This window comes from Streptomyces sp. NPDC048288 (assembly GCF_043201555.1).
Lineage (GTDB): Bacteria > Actinomycetota > Actinomycetes > Streptomycetales > Streptomycetaceae > Streptomyces.
In genome coordinates this window covers 151,289-169,869 of the sequence record NZ_JBICZD010000003.1, presented here as the reverse complement: position 1 = coordinate 169,869, position 18,581 = coordinate 151,289, and the positions used below count along the sequence as shown (strand labels likewise).

Below are 18,581 nucleotides of genomic sequence, written 5' to 3'. Positions count from 1 at the left end.
GTGTCGGATGTGCGGCTGCCGCCGCGCGGGCGCGAGCGACCCCCACCGGGCCGCAGACGACCGCGGCCAGGTCTCCATAGAACTCCTCGGCATGACCCCGATCATCATCCTCACCCTCGTCCTCTGCTGGCAGGCCGTCCTCACGGGATACGCCTTCACGCTCGCGGGGAACGCCGCCGACGAAGGCGTACGCGCCGGCACGGCCGTCCCCCGGGCGGAGCGGTACGCGGCCTGTCAGCGCGCCGCACTGGAGGACCTCTCCAGCGCCTGGCGGGCGGGCGCCGAGGTGAGACAGTGCGGCGGCACCGGCACGGTGACCGCGGACGTCTACCTGCGCGTCCCGGTCCTCTTCCCCGGCACGATCGACTTCCCGGTCACGGTCCACGGCCACGCCGGAACCGTGGAGGAGGTGAAGCGCTGATGCGCCGCAAGCGGAGTGACCGCGGCCAAGTCGCCATCGAGTACCTCGGCTTCATCCCCGCCCTCCTCCTCGTCGCCCTGGCCGGCATCCAGCTCGGCGCCGTCGCCTACGCCGCCGAGCAGGCCGGCACGGCGGCCCGGGCGGGCGCCCGCGCCGCCTCGCTGCAGGAGGACGTCGGCGCCGCCTGCGCCAGCGCCGTCAGCGGCGGGATCGACGTCAGCTGCGCCTCCTCCGGCGGCGGCGACTCGGTCACCGTGACCGCCACGGTCCACATCCCCAAGATCGTCTGGGAGCTCGGCAACGCCACCAAGTCCGCCACGATGCCCGTCGACCACTGAACGTCGAGCACTGAACGAGGAGCACGGCACCATGAGCCTGCGGGCACGCATCAACTCCCCCGAGGAGAACGGCAGCCGGGGCGAGGACGGCCACCTGGTCTCCTCGTACCGGGCCAAGCTCCTGGAGGAGATCGACCTCGCGGAGATGAGCGCGCTGGCCGCCGCCGAGCGCCGGGCCCGGCTCGAACGCGTCCTCGGCCACATCATCAGCCGTGAGGGCCCGGTCCTGTCGACCGCCGAACGCTCCCAGCTGATCCGCCGGGTCGTCGACGAGGCGCTGGGACTCGGCATCCTGGAGCCGCTCCTCGAAGACGCGTCGATCACCGAAATCATGGTGAACGGCCCCGACGCGATCTTCGTCGAACGCGGCGGCCGGGTCGAGCAGTTGCCGCTCCGCTTCGTCTCGGCCGACCAGCTGATGCAGACCATCGAGCGGATCGTCTCCACGGTCAACCGCCGCGTGGACGAGTCGAACCCGATGGTCGACGCCCGCCTCCCCTCCGGCGAACGCGTCAACGTCATCATCCCGCCGCTCTCGCTCACCGGCCCGATCCTCACCATCCGCCGCTTCCCGCGCTCCTTCACCCTCCAGGAGCTGATCGGCTTCGGCTCGCTCGACGAGCACATGGTGTTCCTGCTGGCGGGCCTGGTGCAGGCGAAGTTCAACATCATCGTCTCCGGCGCCACCGGCACCGGGAAGACGACCCTCCTCAACGCCCTGTCCGGCCTGATCCCGGCCCACGAGCGCATCATCACCATCGAGGACTCCGCCGAACTCCAGCTCCAGCAGTCCCACGTGGTCCGTCTGGAGTCCCGCCCGTCGAACGTCGAGGGCAAGGGCCAGGTCACCATCCGCGACCTGGTCCGCAACTCGCTGCGGATGCGCCCCGACCGGATCGTGGTCGGTGAGGTCCGCGGCGGCGAGTCCCTGGACATGCTGCAGGCCATGTCGACGGGCCACGACGGCTCCCTCGCCACCGTCCACGCCAACAGCGCCGAGGACGCGCTCACCCGGCTGCAGACCCTGGCCTCCATGTCGGACGTGGAGGTCCCCTTCGTCGCCCTGCACGACCAGATCAACAGCGCGGTCGAGGTCATCGTCCAGCTCACCCGGTTCGCCGACGGCGCCCGCCGGATCACCGAGATCGCGATGCTGGACAGCCACGGCAGCGAGCCGTACCGGCTGGCGACGGTCGCCCGCTTCGACGCCCGGCCGATGACCCACGACGGCCATGTCCACGGCGCCTTCCAGTACTTCCCGCTCCCGCGCCGCACCGCCGACCGCCTCTACATGGCGAGCCAGCCGATCCCGCAGGCGTTCGGCGTGGCCCAGCACTTCGACCAGCTCACCACCCGAGAAGCCCGGTAGGCGGCCCATGTCCCTCCACGACCTCGTCTCCCTCACCACCGGCATCACCCTGCTGGCGGGCCTGCTGGCCGTGGTGGGCCTGCACACCTACGCCTCCGGCCGGGCCCAGCGCGCCGCCCTGGTGGACCGGCTCTCCTACACGGGCGAGTCCCCGCTCACCGGCCGCCGGCGCCGCTTCCGCAACCTGGACCGCCGGCTGCGCGGCACCGGGATCGGCCGCCGCCTCGAACTCCGGCTCGCGGCCACGGGCCTGGACGTCACCCCGGGCGAGTTCTTCGTCTACATGCTGGCCGCGGTGGTCGCCCTCTGGCTGATCGGCCAGGCCGCGCTCGCCCCCTTCTTCGGCCCGATCGCCGGCCTCGTCGGGGTCTTCGCCGCCGTCCAGTTCCTCAACTGGCAGCGGCAGAAACGCATCGAGCGGTTCATCGGCCAGCTCCCCGAACTGGCCCGCATCCTCGCCAACGCCACCCACGCCGGCCTCGCCCTGCGCACCGCGATCGGCATGGCGGCGGAGGAGCTGGAGGCCCCCGCAGGTGAGGAACTCGCCAAGGTCGCCGACCAGTTGGCGATCGGCCACTCCATGGACGACGCCCTGGGCGAGCTGGCCGACCGGCTCCCGTCCCGCGAGCTGGTCGTCCTGGTCACGACCCTGGTCCTCTCCAACCGGGCCGGCGGGCAGGTGGTCAGCGCGCTGCGCAACCTCACCGAGACCCTGGAGGAGCGCAAGGAGACCCGCCGCGAGATCCGCACCCAGCTCTCCCAGGTGACGATGACCTCGTACGCCGTCCCGGCCCTGGGCATCGGCGCCCTCTTCCTGATGAACGGCGTCAAGGACGGCACCCTCGACCGGATGACGGGCACCACGCTCGGCCAGGGGGCCGTGCTGATCGCCTTCGGGCTGTATGCGGTCGGGTTCGTGCTCATCCGCCGTCTGAGCCGGATCGATGTGTAGGTGGAATGTCACATGGCACTGGACGTGTGCGATGGGCGATCTGGGATGAGTGATATGTGATGGGTGATATGTGACATGGCACTGATCCTGGCCCTCCTCATGGCCCTCGGCGTCTGGGGCGCCTTCGCCGGCGTCCGCATGTACCGCGCGGACGCGAAGCTCCCCGCCGACCTGGCGATCGCCCTGGAGGTGGGCGCCACCCGCACCGGCGCCGCCAACTCCCTCGTCGACCGCATGGGCATGCGCTACGCCCCCGCCGTCCTGCGCCTGATGGGCCCGCGCCTGGTGACCCGTTACCGCCGCAAGATCGACCTGGCGGGCAACCCCGGCGGCCTGACCATCGACCGCTACGCGGCCCGCCGCGCGGTCTACGGCGCGCTCGGCACCGTGGGCTGCCTGGTCTTCCTCCTCCGCGGCCAGTACCTGATGGCCCTGATCCTGCTGCTCTTCGGGGCGTTCTGGACGGAGGTCGGCATCTGGTCGGCGATCCGGATCCGCAGGGACGTCATCGAACGCACCCTGCCGGACTTCCTGGACGTCCTCGCCGTGGTGGTCGGCGCGGGCCTCGGCTTCCGCCAGGCCCTGGACCGGGTGGCCACCCACTACGAGGGCCCCTGGGCCGACGAACTCCGCATCACGCTCCGCCAGATGGACCTGGGCATGAGCCGCCGCCAGGCCTTCGCGGAGCTGCGGAGGAGGAACGACTCCGAACAGGTCGCCATGTTCGTGACGGCGTTGCAGCAGGGCGAGGAACTGGGCGCGCCCATCGTCGACACCCTCGTCGCCCTCGCCAAGGACATGCGCCGCACGGACGCCCAGAACGCGCGCCGCAAGGCGGCCCGGGCGGTCCCGAGGGCCACGCTGATGATCACCACGTTCATGGTCCCGGCGACGATGCTGCTGCTGGCCGCGGGCCTGCTGCTGGGCTCGGGGGTCGACTTCGGGTCGATCACGGGGAAGTAGGCGGGGAAACGGCCATGGCGACCAGGCAGGACGGCGGGAAGGTCGGCACGCGGGTCGAGCTGCGGGCCCTGCAGGCCATGTGCCGCCAGGTCTTCGGCTTCCGCCTGGCGATGATCGCCGTGGCGACCCCCGCGGCCCTCCTCAACGCCACCCCCGGCCTGGGCGCCCGCCTGGTCGGCTCGGCGGTGGTCGTCACCTTCATGATCTCCTACGTCCTCTTCCGCGACTGGCAGCGCTTCGGCCCCCTCCTGCTCCGCCACCCCGCCCTCCTGGCCGCCGACACCCTCTTCGGCTCCTTCCTCCTGATCTCGGCGGGCCCCGACACCACCCTCGCCTACGTCAGCGTCTGCACCCCGCTGCTCGCCGGCCTCCTCTACAGCTGGCGCGGGGCAGCGGTCTTCGCCTCGCTCCAGTCCCTGATCCTGCTCCTCGTCCAAGGCGCCCTGAAGCAGCACGCGAGCGTGGCCGAGTCCCTCCTCCTGCCCGGCCTCTGTGTGATCACGGGGGCGATGGGCTCGACCCTGCGCACGCTGATGCTCCGCTTCGGCACCGCCACCGAGGCCCTGGCCGAGACCCGCTCCCGGCTCGCCGCGACGGAGGCGGTCAGCGCCGAACGCGCCCGCCTGGCCCGCGAGATGCACGACTCGCTCACCAAGACGCTCTACGGCGTCGCGCTCGTCGCCGACGGCCTGGCGGCGTCCGCGTCCGCGGACCGCCTGGACCCCTCCCTCATCAGGGAGCAGGCGGAACTGGTCGCCGGTGCGGCCCGGAAGGCGGCGGCGGAATCCCGGGAACTCCTGACGGACCTGCGCGGCGGCCGGGACGACGAGACACCGGACGTACGGTCGGAACTGGACGCACTGACCAAGGACTTCGAGTTCCGTACGGCACTGACGACAACGTACGAGGGCTCCGCCACCCCGGTCCCCCTTCCACCCGCCACCACCCGCCAGCTGCTGAGCATCGCGGCCGAGGCGCTGGAGAACGCGCACCGGCACGCGCGGGCGACGAGAGTCGACGTACGGGCCGAGGCCACCCCCACCCACCTGGTCGTGACCATCCACGACGACGGCCGGGGCCTGCCCTCCGCCATGACCCTCGAAGACCTGCGCCGCACGGGCCACTTCGGCCTCCTCGGCATGACAGAACGCGCGGCGTCGGTGGGCGCCCGCATCCGACTGACCACGGACAAGGGCACGGAGGTCCGGGTGGAGGTGCCGCTGACGTGAACGACGAGACGTGGGGAGGCCCCCCGATGCCGCAACACCCGTCCCCACCCCTGCGGGTCCTGGTGGCCGACGACAACCCGGTGATCCGCGCGGGCCTGACGGCGGTCCTCTCCACCTCGGACGACCTCACGGTCGTCGCCGAGGCTGCCGACGGCCGCGCGGCCTATGAGTCGGCCCTGCGCCACCGCCCCGACGTCATCCTCCTGGACGTCCGCATGCCGGGCGTCGACGGCATGGCGGCCCTGCCCCATCTGGTGCGCCTGGCCCCGGTCATGATGCTCACCTACAGCCACGAGACGGAGATCGTGCAGGAGGCCGTCCGGCTGGGCGCCGGGGGCTACCTGGTCCACGGCGAGTTCACCACCCAGCAGCTGGCGCAGGCGGTACGGGACGTGGGCGGGGGACGCCCGCACTTCACGCCGACGGCGACGAACGCGTTGCTGGCGCATATCAGAGACCACGCAACTGCACACGCGAAACCCGAATTCCGTTTCCTGTCCGCGCAAATCCCTTCACAAAACCTTTCGCAACTGCAATCCTCTGGGGGAGGGGCAGCACAGTCCCGGTTTCAACTGAGCGGCAGGGAGGCGGAGATCATGGACCTCATCGCGTCCGGCATGAACAACCAGCAGATCGCCGCCGTCTGCTTCATCAGCGAGAAGACGGTCAAGAACCACATCAACCGCATCTTCGCCAAGCTCCACACCGCCACCCGCGCCCAGGCGACGGCCAAGTGGCTGGGGGTCGCCTGAGATGAACAGGATGAACTGGGTCCGGATTTGGGTCCTGGGACCCTCCGCCGATGGGTATGTTCCGTCGTACGTTGCCACGATCGGAACCGAACCCGGAGGGGAGCACCATGAGCGACCTGATGCTGAGGATGCTTGTCGCGATGCAGCGCCGCGCCGACGACCGGGGGCAGACCGCGGTCGAGTACCTGGGGATCATCGCGGTGGTGGTGGCGATCGTGCTGGCGGTAACGGGTACCAGCATCGGTTCGGCGATCCTCGACAAGATCATGGCGCAGATCAACAAGATCGTGTGATGCGCGTCCGCCGTTACGGCGACTCAGGGCAGGCCTTCCCCATCTACATCACGGTTGTGGGAGGCCTGCTCTTTCTCGCGTTCGCCTACCTCGCGGTCGGCCAGGCCGCGGTGAACCGGAACGGTGCCCAGACAGCCGCCGACGCGGCGGCTCTCGCCGCGGCCATGAACACCCGTGACCAGCTGACGGACCAGTGGGTGACGGACGTACTCGACCCGACCAAGTGGCAGGACATCTTCGACGGCAATGTGACGGTGGCCGACTCGTGCTGGCGTGCCGGCGAACTGGCCGCTCAGAACGACGCGACGGCACAGTGCACGGCCGCGTCGCCGCTGAGCTACAAGGTCGACGCCGAGACGAACAAGACCGTGGGCAGTTCGGTCGTACCCGGCACCGAGGACATGAAGTCGACGGCGCACGCCACGGCTGTGATCGAGCCGCTCTGCACGTTCACGTTGTCCGGTGCGGGCGGCGTACTGCCCGAACTCACCTGCAAGGACCGCAACTGGACCCTGGACCCGGCTGATCTCGGCGATCTCCCGGGCCCCGAGGACCTCTTCGACGTCCATCTGGCCGACTGACAGCGAATCGACGAGTGGAGAAGGAGGCGGAGCGATGACCATGCGGTTCACTGCGAGGGCTCGCAGGGGAATGGTCGCGTTGGCGGTCACGACCGGTCTGGCCCTCGGCGCGGCCGGCTGCGGCGGCGGTGGCGACGACGGGAAGAGCTCTCAGCCGTCCGCCTCCGCGTCCAAGAGCGGTGGATCGAACGCGAACGCCCAGGAGGGCCAGTCGGACACCCCCTTGGCCGAGCTCAAGGGCGAGGACGGGCTGCTGCTCCAGATCACCTCCGCCGACCGGGACTCGGGTGGCTTCGTCACGGTGAACGGCACCTTCAAGAACGACGGCTCCCAGTCCCTGGTGATCCCCTCCATCCTGCGCGGCGACGAGACCGAGATCGTCCAGCACGGCACCTCGCTGGGCGGCGCCACGCTCGTCGACTCCCAGGGCAAGAAGCGCTACTACGTGCTGCGCGACACCGAAGGACGGCCGCTGACGACAACCGGACTGTCGACGATCCAGGCCGGCCAGACCATCCCCGTCTTCATGCAGTTCCCGGCGCCCCCCGCCAGCACCACCGAAGTCACCCTCCAACTCCCCACCTTCTCCAGCGGCACGATCAAGATCTCCGGGTGAGGGCGAAGTGACCACACCACGCCTGCCTCTGACGCTGAGCGCGGCCACGATCCTCGTGGTCACGCAGCTCTACGGTGCGACGGCCGCGAAAGCCGACGGCGGCGACCCGAGCGTCCCCCCGGGCACCGAGCCCTCCGCCAGCGCCCCGGTGAAGATCGACCCCACCGATCCCGACCTCAAGCTGCCCGAGGGCGCCACCCTCGCCGAGCCCAAGGTGCTGGACATCAAGTCGGTCGTGGAGGACCAGAGCGGTGACGAGCGGCGGGAGGACACCAACGCGGACGTGACCTTCGCCCTCCAGGCCGAGGTGCTGTTCAGCAAGGACAGCGCGAAGCTGAGCGCGGCGGCGACGGCGCGGATCGACGCGATCGCGGACGAGATCAGGAAGCAGAACGCGACCCAGGTCCGGGTCTTCGGCTTCACGGACAACCTGGGCTCCTCGGCCCACGGAGACGTCCTCTCCCGCCAGCGCGCCAACGCCGTACAGGGCGTCCTCGACCAGGACCTGAACGACCCGAACATCACCTTCGACGTCCGCGGCTACGGCGAGCAGTACCCGATCGCCGACAACTCCACGGAGGAGGGCCGGAAGAAGAACCGGAGGGTCGAGGTCACGTTCCCCCGGACGGGGAGCTGAGCGCGCCGCCCGGCTGTGCCGTCTCCTCCACCGTCACCCGCGTCCCCGCCCGGACACCCCACCCGGCCATCGCCCCGGCCTCCGCCTCCAGGACGTGGCGGGACCGCAGCCGGGGCAGTCCCAGACGCCCCGGCGGCATGGTGCGTACGGCGATGACGGTCAGGCGGCGGTCGAGGTAGGCGACATCGATCGCCATCCGCATCCGGAAGGTATGGATCCCGTTGGCGGGGGAGAGCAGGATCGCTCCCTCAAGGGAATCCCGCCCCAACAGCCCCTTCGTACGGGCCCGGTAGGACGTGGCGATCTCCAGCGGAACAGCCGTCGCGCCCTCGTCCCCGTGCAAGACCAGCCGTCCCCGCCCGTCTCTCCACCGTGCCATCGCGGCGTCACCTCCGCGGCGACCGTATCCCCGGCGGGCCCGGCTCCGGGCCGCCGGGGCGCAATTCGGTTGTGACGGGTCGGAGCCCCGGGTAGGACGTTGCACATGACTTCACTTGGTGCTGTGTTCCGTCCCCAGCTGCCCCCCGAGCGGCTACGCGATGTGGTCCGGCTCGCCGACGAGGTGGGGCTGGAGGAGTTGTGGCTGTGGGAGGACTGCTTCCGGGAGGGCGGGATCTCCACGGCGGCCGCCGCGCTCGCCTGGAGCGAGCGGGTGCGTGTCGGGGTCGGGCTGCTGCCCGTGCCGTTGCGGAACGTGGCCATCACGGCCATGGAGGCGGCGGCGCTGCACCGGATGTTCCCGGGGCGTGCCGTCCTCGGCGTCGGGCACGGTGTGCAGGACTGGATGGGCCAGGTCGGCGCCCGCGCCGAGTCCCCGCTGACCCTGCTGCGTGAGCATCTCGACGCGTTGCGCGCACTGCTGCGCGGGGAGCGGCTCACCGTCGCCGGGCGGTACGTCCGGCTCGACGACGTCGCCCTCGACTGGCCGCCGGCCGGTCCGGTCCCGGTCTTCGCCGGCGGCGAGGGCCCCCGCACCCTCCGCCTCACCGGTGAGGCCGCCGACGGCACCATCATGACGGCGGCCACCTCGCCCGACGGCGTCCGCCGGGCGCGCCGGCTCATCGAGGAAGGCCGGGCGGCGGCCGGGCGGGACGCGGGCGAGCCGCACCACGTGGTCGTCTATCTCCTCACCGCGACCGGCCCGGACGCCGCCGACCGGCTCCGGGCCGAACTCGTCGCCGAGGGGCTGGAGTCCGTTCCCGACCTCGGGGTCGCCGGAGACGCGGACGCCGTCGCCAAGGCCGTGCAGCGGCTCGCGGAGGCGGGCGCCGACAGCGTCGTCCTCCAGCCGACGGCGGACGAACCCGACCCCGAGGGCTTCGTACGGTTCACCGCGGAGGAGGTCCGGCCGCTCGTGCCGTGAGGCCGGAGGCGTTGTCAGTGGCGGCTGCCACACTCGCCGCATGACGACCGACAAGAGGACCGACAAGAGGACCGACAAAAGGACCGGCAAGAGGACCGACGAGGCAACCGACAGGACGAACAGCGACGTCCGGCTGCGGCCCGTGCTGGACGACGACCTCGAACTCTTCCTCGCCTACGAGCACGACCCGGAAGCCGTCCGGCGGTCGAGGTTCACGCCCCGGCCGCGGGAGGCCTTCCTCAAGCACTGGAGAGAGCGGGTGCTCGGGGACCCGACCGGCCGGGTGCGGACCGTCCTCGTGGACGGCGCGGTCGCGGGGAACATCGTCGCCTGGTGGGAGGGGGAGCGCCGGTTCACCGGGTACTGGCTGGGGCGGGCCTACTGGGGGACCGGCGTCGGCAGCCGCGCCTTCGCCCTCTTCCTCCAGGAGGAGACCGCACGGCCCCTGTACGCCGACCCCTTCGCGGAGAACACCGCCTCCGTACGGCTGCTGGAGAAGAACGGCTTCGTCCCGTACGACGATCCGGAGCACCCCGTGGACGAGGGGTTCGTCCTGCTCGTGCTGGGCGGTGGCGGCTCCCCGGACGCCGCCTGACGACTTCCTGACGCCCCCCGACCTCGTCAGGCCGTGTCCGTGACCCGGGGGTGGTCGCCCGTCGCCCCGTCGATCAGCTCCCGCACGATGTCCATGTGCCCCGCGTGCCGGGCCGTCTCCTCGATCATGTCGACCAGGACCCAGCGGAGGGAGACGGTGATGTCGCGCCAGGACGGCCGGCCCAAGGTCTCCAGCGGGCGTCCGGCGATCACCCGGTCGGCGGCGGCGCGGGCCCGGCCGTAGAAGTCGACGATCTGCTGCGTGGTCTCCCCGGGGCCGATCGTCAGGTCCTCGGTGTAGGGGTCGAACCACAGCGGCTCGGCCTCCTCCCCGAACGCCTCCACGAACCAGCCGTACTCCACCGAGGCCAGGTGCTTCACCAGCCCGAGCAGGTTGGTGCCGGACGGGGTCATCGGGCGGCGCAGCTGTTCGTCGTCGAGGCCCTGGAGTTTCCACAGCACCGCGTCCCGGTGCCGGTTCAGGCTCGCGTGCAGGGTTTCCTTCTCACCGGCGGTGTACATCTCATGGGTCGTCATGGCGGGGGAAATTATCAGCGGCCACTGACAGCCGGCTGGGAGCATGCGGACCATGACAGAGCAGCAGCGCTCCTTCGAGGACCTCGTCGCCGAGGGCACCGCCGTGCCGACCGAGGGCTGGGACTTCTCCTGGTTCGAGGGCCGGGCCACCGAGGCGCGCCCCTCCTGGGGCTATGCCCGGGCGGCCGGTGAGCGGCTCGGCCGGGCCACCGCCGCGCTGGACATCGAGACCGGCGGCGGCGAGGTGTTCGACTTCGCCCTCGCTGCGGCGGCCCCGCACCGGCCGGCGCTCCTCGCCGCCACCGAGGCCTGGCCGCCGAACGTGGTCAAGGCGAGCGCCCTGCTGAGCCCCCGTGGTGTCGTGGTCGTCGCCTCGTCCGAGGGCACCCCGCTGCCGTTCGCCGACGAGACCTTCGACCTGGTCCTCAGCCGGCACCCGGTGCGGCCCGACTGGACCGGGATCGCGCGGGTGCTGCGCCCCGGCGGCACCTACTTCGCCCAGCACGTCGGGCCCGCCAGCGCCTTCGAGCTGGTCGAGCTCTTCCTCGGCCCGCAGCCGGAGGCCGTCCGCGCCGCCCGCGACCCCGGCCGCGAGCGCGCGGAGGCGGAGGCGGCCGGACTGGAGATCGTCGGCCTGCGGGCCGAGCGGCTGCGGATGGAGTTCCACGACATCGCCGCCGTCGTCCACTTCCTGCGCAAGGTGGTGTGGATGGTGCCCGGTTTCACGGCCGAGGCGTACGAGCCCGAACTCCGCGCCCTGCACCGGCGGATCGAGAAGGAGGGCCCCTTCGTCGCGTACAGCGCCCGGCACCTCTTCGAGGCCCGCAGACCGGCGCTCCGGGCCTGATGCACCGGCCTTGGAATGCCAGGCGGCGAAGAATGGCCAAGAACCGCCGTTCGGCTCCCCGGACGTGCCCCCTGCCCCCAGCCACCCCAAACGATCAACACCGGTCATGTCGTGATGCTCTGGTCCAATAGGGTCATCCTGTGCGGTAGTCCATGGATCTACGCATAAGCGAACGCGAGACCTGTCCGTTCATGTCCCATTTCCACGGCGTTCCCACATCGTTACCACCATCGCTTCGCATGAACCTGCCGGTTCACGTAAGTTCAGACCAAGGTAATTCGCGTGAGCAAAGCTGCGCGGTCGGCACCGCGCAGTGGAGGGGGCTGCGCGGTGCCGTGTTGCCCCGCGAGCCCGCGTCAAGCCGCCGTTCGCAGCCGGGGTAGCCCGTCGGAGGGACGGATGGGCAACCCGCCGAGGCATCCCCAAGACGGCCCAAACCCTCTTGATCTCCCCGTATGCGGCCACTTTTCCTGGGATTCCGCTGCGAATCGGCCATGCGAGACCCCTGAATCCAGCGCTTCCGGCCCATCGGGGCGTCGCCGGGTGACTCCGGAGAGTAGTTGTGGCACGCCGATGCACGCAGCATCACTTACAAAGGGTTATGGTGGAAACCCCCCCTCGGGCCGGTCCGTCTCCCCCCCCACGGACCGGCCCGTTTTTTCTGCCCCCGCTTCTCACCCACTTTTCAAGCGCCCTCAGGGCAGCGCCCCGCAGGGGGCGCGGGGCTGTGACGATGTGCGGCTACCGCCGCGTGGGCGCGACCGGCCACGACGGACCCGCAGCCGCACGGCAACCGCCCCCCCACCCCCAGGGCCCCGAACGGCTCAACTCCCAGCGGGGTAGGCTTCGGCGGGCGGACCCCCGCATCCGAATCACGAGGGGCGGACTCAAGTGACCCTGCGCGACAAGCTGCGCGGCCTGCTCGTCAGGCTCTACGCACGCCGGGTGGAAGGCCACCTGGACCACGCTCAGGTGCCCAAGCACATCGGCGTCATCATGGACGGCAACCGCCGCTGGGCGAAGGCCGCCGGCTCCAGTACGGTCCACGGCCACCGCGTCGGCGCCGACAAGATCGAGGAGTTCCTCGGCTGGTGCTCGGAGACGGACGTCGAGGTCGTCACCCTCTGGCTGCTGTCCACGGACAACTTCGACCGCGCCAAGGAAGAACTGGTCCCCCTCCTCGGCATCATCGAGGACGTCGTCCGCACCCTCGCCGCCGACGGCCGCTGGCGCGTCCACCACGTCGGCACCCGCGACCTGCTGCCCTCCCCGATGCAGACGGCGCTCAAGGAAGCCGAGGAGGCCACCGCCCACGTCGACGGAATACTGGTCAACGTCGCCATCGGCTACGGCGGCCGCCAGGAGATCGCCGACGCCGTCCGCTCGATGATCCTGGACGCCCACGACAAGGGCGTCCCGATGGAGGACCTCGCGGACTCCGTCACCGTCGACATGATCGGCCGTCACCTCTACACCGGCGCCCAGCCCGACCCGGACCTGGTGATCCGCACCAGCGGCGAGCAGCGGCTGTCCGGATTCATGCTCTGGCAGACCGCGCACGCCGAGTACTACTTCTGCGAGGTCTTCTGGCCCGCGTTCCGCAAGGTCGACTTCCTGCGCGCCCTGCGTGACTACGCGGCCCGGCACCGCCGCTACGGCGGGTGACGTCATCGTGACGGCGGACGTCAACGCGGCACAAGCCACCCGTCACCGCCGCCACGCTGGATAACCCCGTCATTACGGTGGATGACCCCACCACGCCCATGAGGCGTAAATCACCCGTTTCGGGGCGCGAGTAACGTGGAGTTCACCTGCGCGTCGTTGCAGTGCGTGGCATGGCGGCGCATGTTCGAGGGCATAAGCCAAGCAGGTCGATGTCCGAACCACGGGCATCGGATCTCAGTGGGCGGCTCGGGGCCGTCCACCCGGGAGGCCCTTTGCACCAGCCCGACCGTGCGGTCACGGCACGGAAGAAGCAGCGGGGGGCCGGTTTTCGGCCCGTGCAGGGCGGCCGTCAACCGGTCCAGCTCTTCCTCGTCGCTCCCCGACCTCATCCGAGGGGGTACGTCCTTCCGTGGTGACCAGCACAACGCGCCGCAAGTCCGACCGGCGCACCTATGTTCTCGACACCAGCGTCCTGCTGGCCGACCCGAACGCCATGGCCCGCTTCGACGAGCACGAGGTCGTGCTCCCGATCGTCGTGGTCACGGAACTGGAGGCCAAGCGGCACCATCCCGAACTCGGCTATTTCGCCCGGCAGGCCCTGCGGCTGCTCGACGACTACCGGGTCCGGCACGGCCGCCTCGATGCCCCCATTCCCATCGGCGAGCTGGGCGGCAGCATCCGTGTCGAGCTCAATCACTCGGACCCCAGCGTGCTGCCGAGCGGCTACCGCCTGGGGGACAACGACTCCCGCATCCTCGCGGTCGCCCGCAATCTGCAGGCCGAGGGGTATGACGTCACGGTCGTCTCGAAGGACCTGCCGCTCAGGATCAAGGCCTCGTCCGTCGGCCTCCTCGCCGAGGAGTACCGCGCCGAACTCGCCATCACGGACACCTCCGGCTGGACCGGAATGTCCGAACTGACGCTCTCCGGCGAACAGGTGGACATCCTCTTCGAGGAAGGCCATGTGTACGCGCCGGAGGCCGCGGACCTCCCCGTGCACACCGGTCTGACCATCCAGTCGGAGCGCGGCAAGGCGCTCGGCCGGGTGACGGCCGAGGGCAACATCCGTGTGGTGCGCGGCGATCGTGAGGCGTTCGGCATCAAGGGGCGCAGCGCCGAGCAGCGGATCGCGCTCGACCTGCTCCTCGACCCGGACGTCGGCATCGTCTCGATGGGCGGCCGGGCCGGCACCGGCAAGTCGGCGCTCGCGCTGTGCGCGGGTCTGGAGGCGGTCCTGGAGCGCCGCCAGCACCAGAAGGTGATGGTCTTCCGTCCGCTGTACGCGGTCGGCGGCCAGGAACTCGGCTATCTGCCGGGCTCCGAGGCGGAGAAGATGAGCCCCTGGGCGCAGGCGGTCTTCGACACGCTCTCCGCGGTCACCAGCCGCGAGGTGATCGAGGAGGTCACCGCCCGCGGGATGCTGGAGGTGCTGCCGCTCACCCACATCCGCGGCCGCTCCCTCCACGACGCCTTCGTGATCGTCGACGAGGCCCAGTCGCTGGAACGGAACGTCCTGCTGACCGTTCTGTCCCGGATCGGCGCGAATTCGCGGGTGGTTCTGACCCACGACGTGGCGCAGCGGGACAACCTGCGGGTGGGGCGGTACGACGGTGTGGTCGCCGTGGTCGAGAAGCTGAAGGGGCATCCGCTCTTCGCGCATGTCACCCTGACCCGGTCCGAGAGGTCCCAGATCGCCGCCCTTGTGACCGAAATGCTGGAGGACGGACACATCTGATCCCTGTGTCCAACTTGGGTTGATTACCCGTCGGTTGGCGCCGTCCGGCAAAGGCCTTGAGCCTAGTCGGGCGGCGCCTTCGCGCGTGCTGCTTTCCTGAAATCCCCTGGGGGAAACGGGATGTGAGCTTTCACACGCAACTCAGAATTGCCACCCGGCGTCGGGTTACGGCAGAGTCTCACTCCTGTCAGGCCCCGCATACGACACACCTGTACCCCCAGCGGTACGGAAACACAGCAGCATCACAGCTAATTCCATAGCGACGTCGTATGCCGCCCGAGCACCACGCGGCGCTTCCCTCGGGGAGTTGCCCACCGGGCCCGTGTCTCCCGTGACCCAGTAGTGAGGAGGCCAGCGCCAGGGGCAAGATTGCGTCCGCCAGGGTCACCGAAGCGGGCGATGCTGGAAGGAAACCGTGTGAGCCGGATTTCGGTCCGGGGATTCGCAGTGGCCTCGGCCACCGCGGTCACCGCTGTCGGAAGCGTCGTCGGTGTTGCCTCGGGCAGCGTGGCGCAGCCGAACAACGACGCAGAGGCGACAGCAGCCGACACCACGCTCCTCGCGGACCTCCCCGCGGGTCAGCAGGCGACGGTCCAGACCGCGTCCCTGACGCAGCAGGCCGACGCCGTGGCCATCCAGGCCGACGCGACCGCCAAGAAGGACGCCGAGCAGTCCGCCCGGGTGGCGGCAGCCAAGAGCGCCGAGGCCAAGAAGGCCGCGGCCGAGAAGGCGGCCAAGGAGGCCAAGGAGCGCGCCGAGGCGAAGGAAGCGGCCAGCCGCTCCTCCGTGTCCGCGTCCAGCTTCCCGGTCCAGAGCTCCTACACCGTGGCGCAGATCCAGGCGATGGCGCAGCAGATGGTGGCCAGCGGCCAGTTCCAGTGCTTCAGCAACATCGTGGACCACGAGTCCAGCTGGAACTACCGGGCGGTCAACGCCTCCTCCGGCGCCTATGGCCTCTTCCAGGCCCTGCCCGGCTCCAAGATGTCGTCCGTCGGCTCCGACTGGCAGACGAACCCGGCCACGCAGATCAAGTGGGGCCTGAACTACATGAACTCCCGCTACGGCAGCCCGTGCGAGGCCTGGACCTTCTGGCAGGCGAACCACTGGTACTAGAGCCCACTCGGCTTCTCAACCTTTGACAGCCCCTCCCCGTCCTAGGGGGAGGGGCTGTCGCCCTGTACGGTCGGACCGAACGACTCCAGGGGGGAGTGGTGAGGAGTACCCGGGGACGCGGGGGAAGAGGGCGGATCATGTCGCGAGTGCCTCAGTGGCTCGGCCGGCTCGGTGCCGGACTGACCGAGATGGGCGAGCGATTGGACGAGCGCCAGGCCGAGGTGGAGCGCGAGCAGACCGAGCCCGAGCCGCCCGCTCCGGCCGTGCCCGCGCCGGCGCCCGCACCGGAGACTCCCGCCCCCACCCCCGCCGCCACCTCCACCCCCGCCCCTGCCGCCGTCGCCGCGCCCGTCCGGAAGCCCGTACCGCGTCCCGACCCGGTGACGGCCATCCCCTGGGGGGTGCGGGTCGCCGCCGAGGCCGGCTGGCGGCTGCTGGTCCTGGCCGGCACCGTCTGGATCCTGATGCGGGTCATCAGCGCCGTCCAGCTCGTCGTCTTCGCCTTCGTCATCGCGCTGCTGATCACCGCCCTGCTGCAGCCCACGGTCGCCTGGCTCAGCCGCTCCGGGATGCCCCGCGGCCCGGCCACCGCGCTCACCGCCATCTCCGGGTTCGTGGTGATCGGCCTGCTGGGCTGGTTCGTGACCTGGCAGGTCATGGAGAACATCGACACGCTCTCCGACCAGGTCCAGAACGGCATCGACGACCTGCGCGACTGGCTGCTCAAGGGCCCCTTCCACGTCACCGACAAGCAGATCAACCAGATCGCCAAGAACCTCCGCGAGGCGATCGGCGCCAACACCGACGAGATCACCTCGTTCGGCCTGGAGGGCGTCCAGGTGGTCGTGGAGGCCCTGACCGGTATCCTGCTGGTCTTCTTCTCCACGCTCTTCCTGCTGTACGACGGCGCGCGCATCTGGCAGTGGTTCCTGAAGCTGGTGCCGAGCGCGGCCCGGGAGGGCGTGGCCGGCGCCGGCCCGCGCGCCTGGCGCACGCTGACGTCCTACGTGCGGGGCACGGTGCTCGTCGCCCTCATCGACGCCATCTGCATCGGCCTCGGCATCTACTTCCTGGACGTGCCCATGGCCGTCCCGCTGGCCGTCTTCATCTTCCTGTTCTCGTTCATCCCGCTGGTCGGCGCCGTCGCCTCCGGCGCCCTCGCGGTGGTCGTCGCGCTCGTCACCCAGGGCGTGTTCACCGCCGTCATGACCCTGGTCGTGGTTCTCGCGGTGCAGCAGATCGAGGGCCACATCCTCCAGCCGTTCATCCTCGGCCGCGCGGTCCGCGTCCACCCCCTCGCCGTGGTCCTCACGGTCGCGGCCGGCGGCATGGTCGCGGGCATCGGCGGCGCGGTGGTGGCCGTACCGCTGGTCGCGGTGATGAACACGGTGGTCAGCTATCTGCACCAGTACTCACGCGAGCGGTACGAGGACGTGGAGCCCGAGGACGCCCCCAGTTCGATCAAATGAGTGTCGAACAAAGTGATTTGAGCGGCCGAACATTCCAACTTCCGTCAGCTCGGGACAGCTGGGAAATCCCCGGCTGAAATATGCCATCGAACTGATACACATACCTCCTCGGTGCGAAAGCGCGAAAAGAGGGGGGCGATGTCGGAGGTTCGGGATCCCCTCGGCAGGGCCGGTTACGGCCGGCTCGCGCATGCCCTGATCGCGTGCGGGCGCGAGGGGTTCAGCGGCGAACTGCGGGTGCCGGGCAGCCCGGGCGGCGCCTTCCATCTGCGCGGCGGGCTGGTGGTCGCGGCCGACAGCCCCGGCTCTCCCGGCCCCGAGGCGCTGCTGCTGCGCTCCGACCGCATCGACGGCGAGCAGTGGGCCGAGCTGGTGCGGGCGTCCGGCGGGGCGCGCTGGCCGGTGGCCGGCCTGATCGCACGCGGCTACGCGGGAGCGGCCCAGCTCAGGGTGGTGTGCGTGATGGCGCTGCAGGACGCGGCCTTCGCCATCGTGGCCGGCCGGGTGGACGGCTGCGAGGCGGTCCTCCACACCGAGCCGTACGCCCCCGTCGCCGTCGGCGAGGCCCCCGCCCGGCTGCTGCAGGAGGCCAACCGCAAGCTGGCCGCCCTGGCCGCGCTGCCCCACCCGGTGCGCCCCGACCGGGAACGCCCCCGGCCCGCCGGCCTCGCGGCCGACCGTCCCCGCACCCCGCTGCAGGAGGAGCTGCTGACCCACGCCGACGGCCGCCGCACCGCCCGTGACCTGGCCTTCCGTACCGGACGCGGGGTCTACACCGTCACCGTGGAGGTCGCGCGGATGCTCGGCGAGGGGCTGCTGGAGTGTGCCGCGCCGACCGCCCCCGTCCGGATGCCGGTGGCCGCCCCCGTCGTACGGCACCGGGAACCGCCGCCTCCGCCGCCCCCGGAGCCGATCCCGGTCCCCACCGAACTGCCCCGCCGTGAGCCCGGCGCCAGCGGCATCACCGAAGTCCTCGGCCCGCAGAAGAGCGGGGCGAGCTGGAAAGGGTTCTTCCGGCTGCGGCACGGAACGGCCAAATGAAAACGGAACGGCGGAATGAAAAAGGACGCGTCGACCGCCGCAGCGGTCGAATTCAGTCAGAAGCGA

At 70.6% G+C, this 18,581-nt stretch carries 21 protein-coding genes; 19 read left to right on the top strand and 2 right to left on the bottom strand.

The window, feature by feature from the left end; genetic code table 11:
- Positions 1 to 7: 7 nt before the first annotated feature.
- The 11 genes from ACGFZS_RS12030 to ACGFZS_RS11980 all read left to right on the top strand — a co-directional run bounded on the left by ACGFZS_RS12030 (position 8) and on the right by ACGFZS_RS11980 (position 8,151).
- Entirely contained in the window at positions 8 to 421 is a 414-nt protein-coding gene (locus ACGFZS_RS12030) for a pilus assembly protein (protein ID WP_393794986.1), read from the top strand.
- Positions 421 to 759, top strand: a complete 339-nt coding sequence (locus tag ACGFZS_RS12025; protein ID WP_393794985.1) for a TadE/TadG family type IV pilus assembly protein — start codon at positions 421 to 423, stop codon at positions 757 to 759. The genes ACGFZS_RS12030 and ACGFZS_RS12025 overlap by 1 nt, the downstream gene beginning before the upstream one ends.
- A gap of 31 nt (positions 760 to 790) precedes the next feature.
- Complete coding sequence (locus ACGFZS_RS12020) at positions 791 to 2,128, top strand: CpaF family protein (protein WP_359226392.1); 1,338 nt, start codon at positions 791 to 793, stop codon at positions 2,126 to 2,128.
- Between the two features lie 7 nt (positions 2,129 to 2,135).
- A complete protein-coding gene (locus tag ACGFZS_RS12015) occupies positions 2,136 to 3,080 on the top strand; it encodes a type II secretion system F family protein (protein ID WP_355726156.1) in 945 nt (314 codons plus the stop codon).
- A gap of 75 nt (positions 3,081 to 3,155) precedes the next feature.
- Positions 3,156 to 4,043: a DUF5936 domain-containing protein gene (locus ACGFZS_RS12010; RefSeq protein WP_393541824.1), complete on the top strand. Its 888-nt coding sequence runs from the start codon at positions 3,156 to 3,158 to the stop codon at positions 4,041 to 4,043.
- Positions 4,044 to 4,057: 14 nt separating this feature from the next.
- Complete coding sequence (locus tag ACGFZS_RS12005) at positions 4,058 to 5,272, top strand: sensor histidine kinase (protein ID WP_393794984.1); 1,215 nt, start codon at positions 4,058 to 4,060, stop codon at positions 5,270 to 5,272.
- 26 nt (positions 5,273 to 5,298) lie between these two features.
- Positions 5,299 to 6,024, top strand: a complete 726-nt coding sequence (locus ACGFZS_RS12000) for a response regulator (protein ID WP_393794983.1) — start codon at positions 5,299 to 5,301, stop codon at positions 6,022 to 6,024.
- Positions 6,025 to 6,131: 107 nt separating this feature from the next.
- A complete protein-coding gene (locus ACGFZS_RS11995) occupies positions 6,132 to 6,317 on the top strand; it encodes a hypothetical protein (RefSeq protein ID WP_355726146.1) in 186 nt (61 codons plus the stop codon).
- On the top strand, positions 6,317 to 6,898 hold the full coding sequence (locus ACGFZS_RS11990) for a pilus assembly protein TadG-related protein (RefSeq protein WP_393662820.1): 582 nt from the start codon (positions 6,317 to 6,319) through the stop codon (positions 6,896 to 6,898). Before ACGFZS_RS11995 ends, ACGFZS_RS11990 begins: the two co-directional genes overlap by 1 nt.
- Before the next feature lie 34 nt (positions 6,899 to 6,932).
- Entirely contained in the window at positions 6,933 to 7,514 is a 582-nt protein-coding gene (locus tag ACGFZS_RS11985; protein WP_393662819.1) for a hypothetical protein, read from the top strand.
- A 7-nt stretch (positions 7,515 to 7,521) separates the two neighbouring features.
- Entirely contained in the window at positions 7,522 to 8,151 is a 630-nt protein-coding gene (locus ACGFZS_RS11980; protein ID WP_393662818.1) for an OmpA family protein, read from the top strand.
- Here the strand turns inward: ACGFZS_RS11980 and ACGFZS_RS11975 are convergent.
- Complete coding sequence (locus tag ACGFZS_RS11975) at positions 8,126 to 8,530, bottom strand: DUF192 domain-containing protein (RefSeq protein ID WP_393794982.1); 405 nt, start codon at positions 8,528 to 8,530, stop codon at positions 8,126 to 8,128. The two genes, ACGFZS_RS11980 and ACGFZS_RS11975, sit on opposite strands and share 26 nt — an antisense overlap.
- A 105-nt stretch (positions 8,531 to 8,635) precedes the next feature.
- Here ACGFZS_RS11975 and ACGFZS_RS11970 point away from each other — a divergent pair, with 105 nt between their 5' ends.
- Together ACGFZS_RS11970 and ACGFZS_RS11965 are read left to right on the top strand one after the other, a co-directional pair.
- Positions 8,636 to 9,514 carry an LLM class flavin-dependent oxidoreductase gene (locus tag ACGFZS_RS11970; RefSeq protein ID WP_393662815.1) on the top strand — a complete coding sequence of 293 codons (879 nt, stop codon included), beginning with the start codon at positions 8,636 to 8,638 and terminating at the stop codon, positions 9,512 to 9,514.
- 40 nt (positions 9,515 to 9,554) lie between these two features.
- Complete coding sequence (locus tag ACGFZS_RS11965; RefSeq protein ID WP_393794981.1) at positions 9,555 to 10,109, top strand: GNAT family N-acetyltransferase; 555 nt, start codon at positions 9,555 to 9,557, stop codon at positions 10,107 to 10,109.
- 26 nt (positions 10,110 to 10,135) lie between these two features.
- Here ACGFZS_RS11965 and ACGFZS_RS11960 read toward each other — a convergent pair whose 3' ends face one another.
- On the bottom strand, positions 10,136 to 10,645 hold the full coding sequence (locus tag ACGFZS_RS11960; protein ID WP_393794980.1) for a DinB family protein: 510 nt from the start codon (positions 10,643 to 10,645) through the stop codon (positions 10,136 to 10,138).
- 52 nt (positions 10,646 to 10,697) lie between these two features.
- On the opposite strand from ACGFZS_RS11960, the gene ACGFZS_RS11955 reads away from it, so the two are divergent.
- The 6 genes from ACGFZS_RS11955 to ACGFZS_RS11930 all read left to right on the top strand — a co-directional run bounded on the left by ACGFZS_RS11955 (position 10,698) and on the right by ACGFZS_RS11930 (position 18,515).
- On the top strand, positions 10,698 to 11,492 hold the full coding sequence (locus ACGFZS_RS11955) for a methyltransferase domain-containing protein (RefSeq protein WP_393794979.1): 795 nt from the start codon (positions 10,698 to 10,700) through the stop codon (positions 11,490 to 11,492).
- An 891-nt stretch (positions 11,493 to 12,383) separates the two neighbouring features.
- Entirely contained in the window at positions 12,384 to 13,157 is a 774-nt protein-coding gene (locus tag ACGFZS_RS11950; protein ID WP_393794978.1) for an isoprenyl transferase, read from the top strand.
- A gap of 409 nt (positions 13,158 to 13,566) precedes the next feature.
- A complete protein-coding gene (locus tag ACGFZS_RS11945; RefSeq protein ID WP_359226368.1) occupies positions 13,567 to 14,892 on the top strand; it encodes a PhoH family protein in 1,326 nt (441 codons plus the stop codon).
- 417 nt (positions 14,893 to 15,309) lie between these two features.
- Positions 15,310 to 16,005, top strand: a complete 696-nt coding sequence (locus tag ACGFZS_RS11940; protein WP_365686947.1) for a transglycosylase SLT domain-containing protein — start codon at positions 15,310 to 15,312, stop codon at positions 16,003 to 16,005.
- Between the two features lie 137 nt (positions 16,006 to 16,142).
- The gene (locus ACGFZS_RS11935) at positions 16,143 to 17,474 is read left to right on the top strand and encodes an AI-2E family transporter (protein ID WP_393794977.1); all 1,332 of its coding nucleotides are present in this window, start codon (positions 16,143 to 16,145) and stop codon (positions 17,472 to 17,474) included.
- A 138-nt stretch (positions 17,475 to 17,612) separates the two neighbouring features.
- Positions 17,613 to 18,515 carry a MarR family transcriptional regulator gene (locus ACGFZS_RS11930; RefSeq protein ID WP_393794976.1) on the top strand — a complete coding sequence of 301 codons (903 nt, stop codon included), beginning with the start codon at positions 17,613 to 17,615 and terminating at the stop codon, positions 18,513 to 18,515.
- The last annotated feature ends 66 nt before the right edge of the window (positions 18,516 to 18,581 follow it).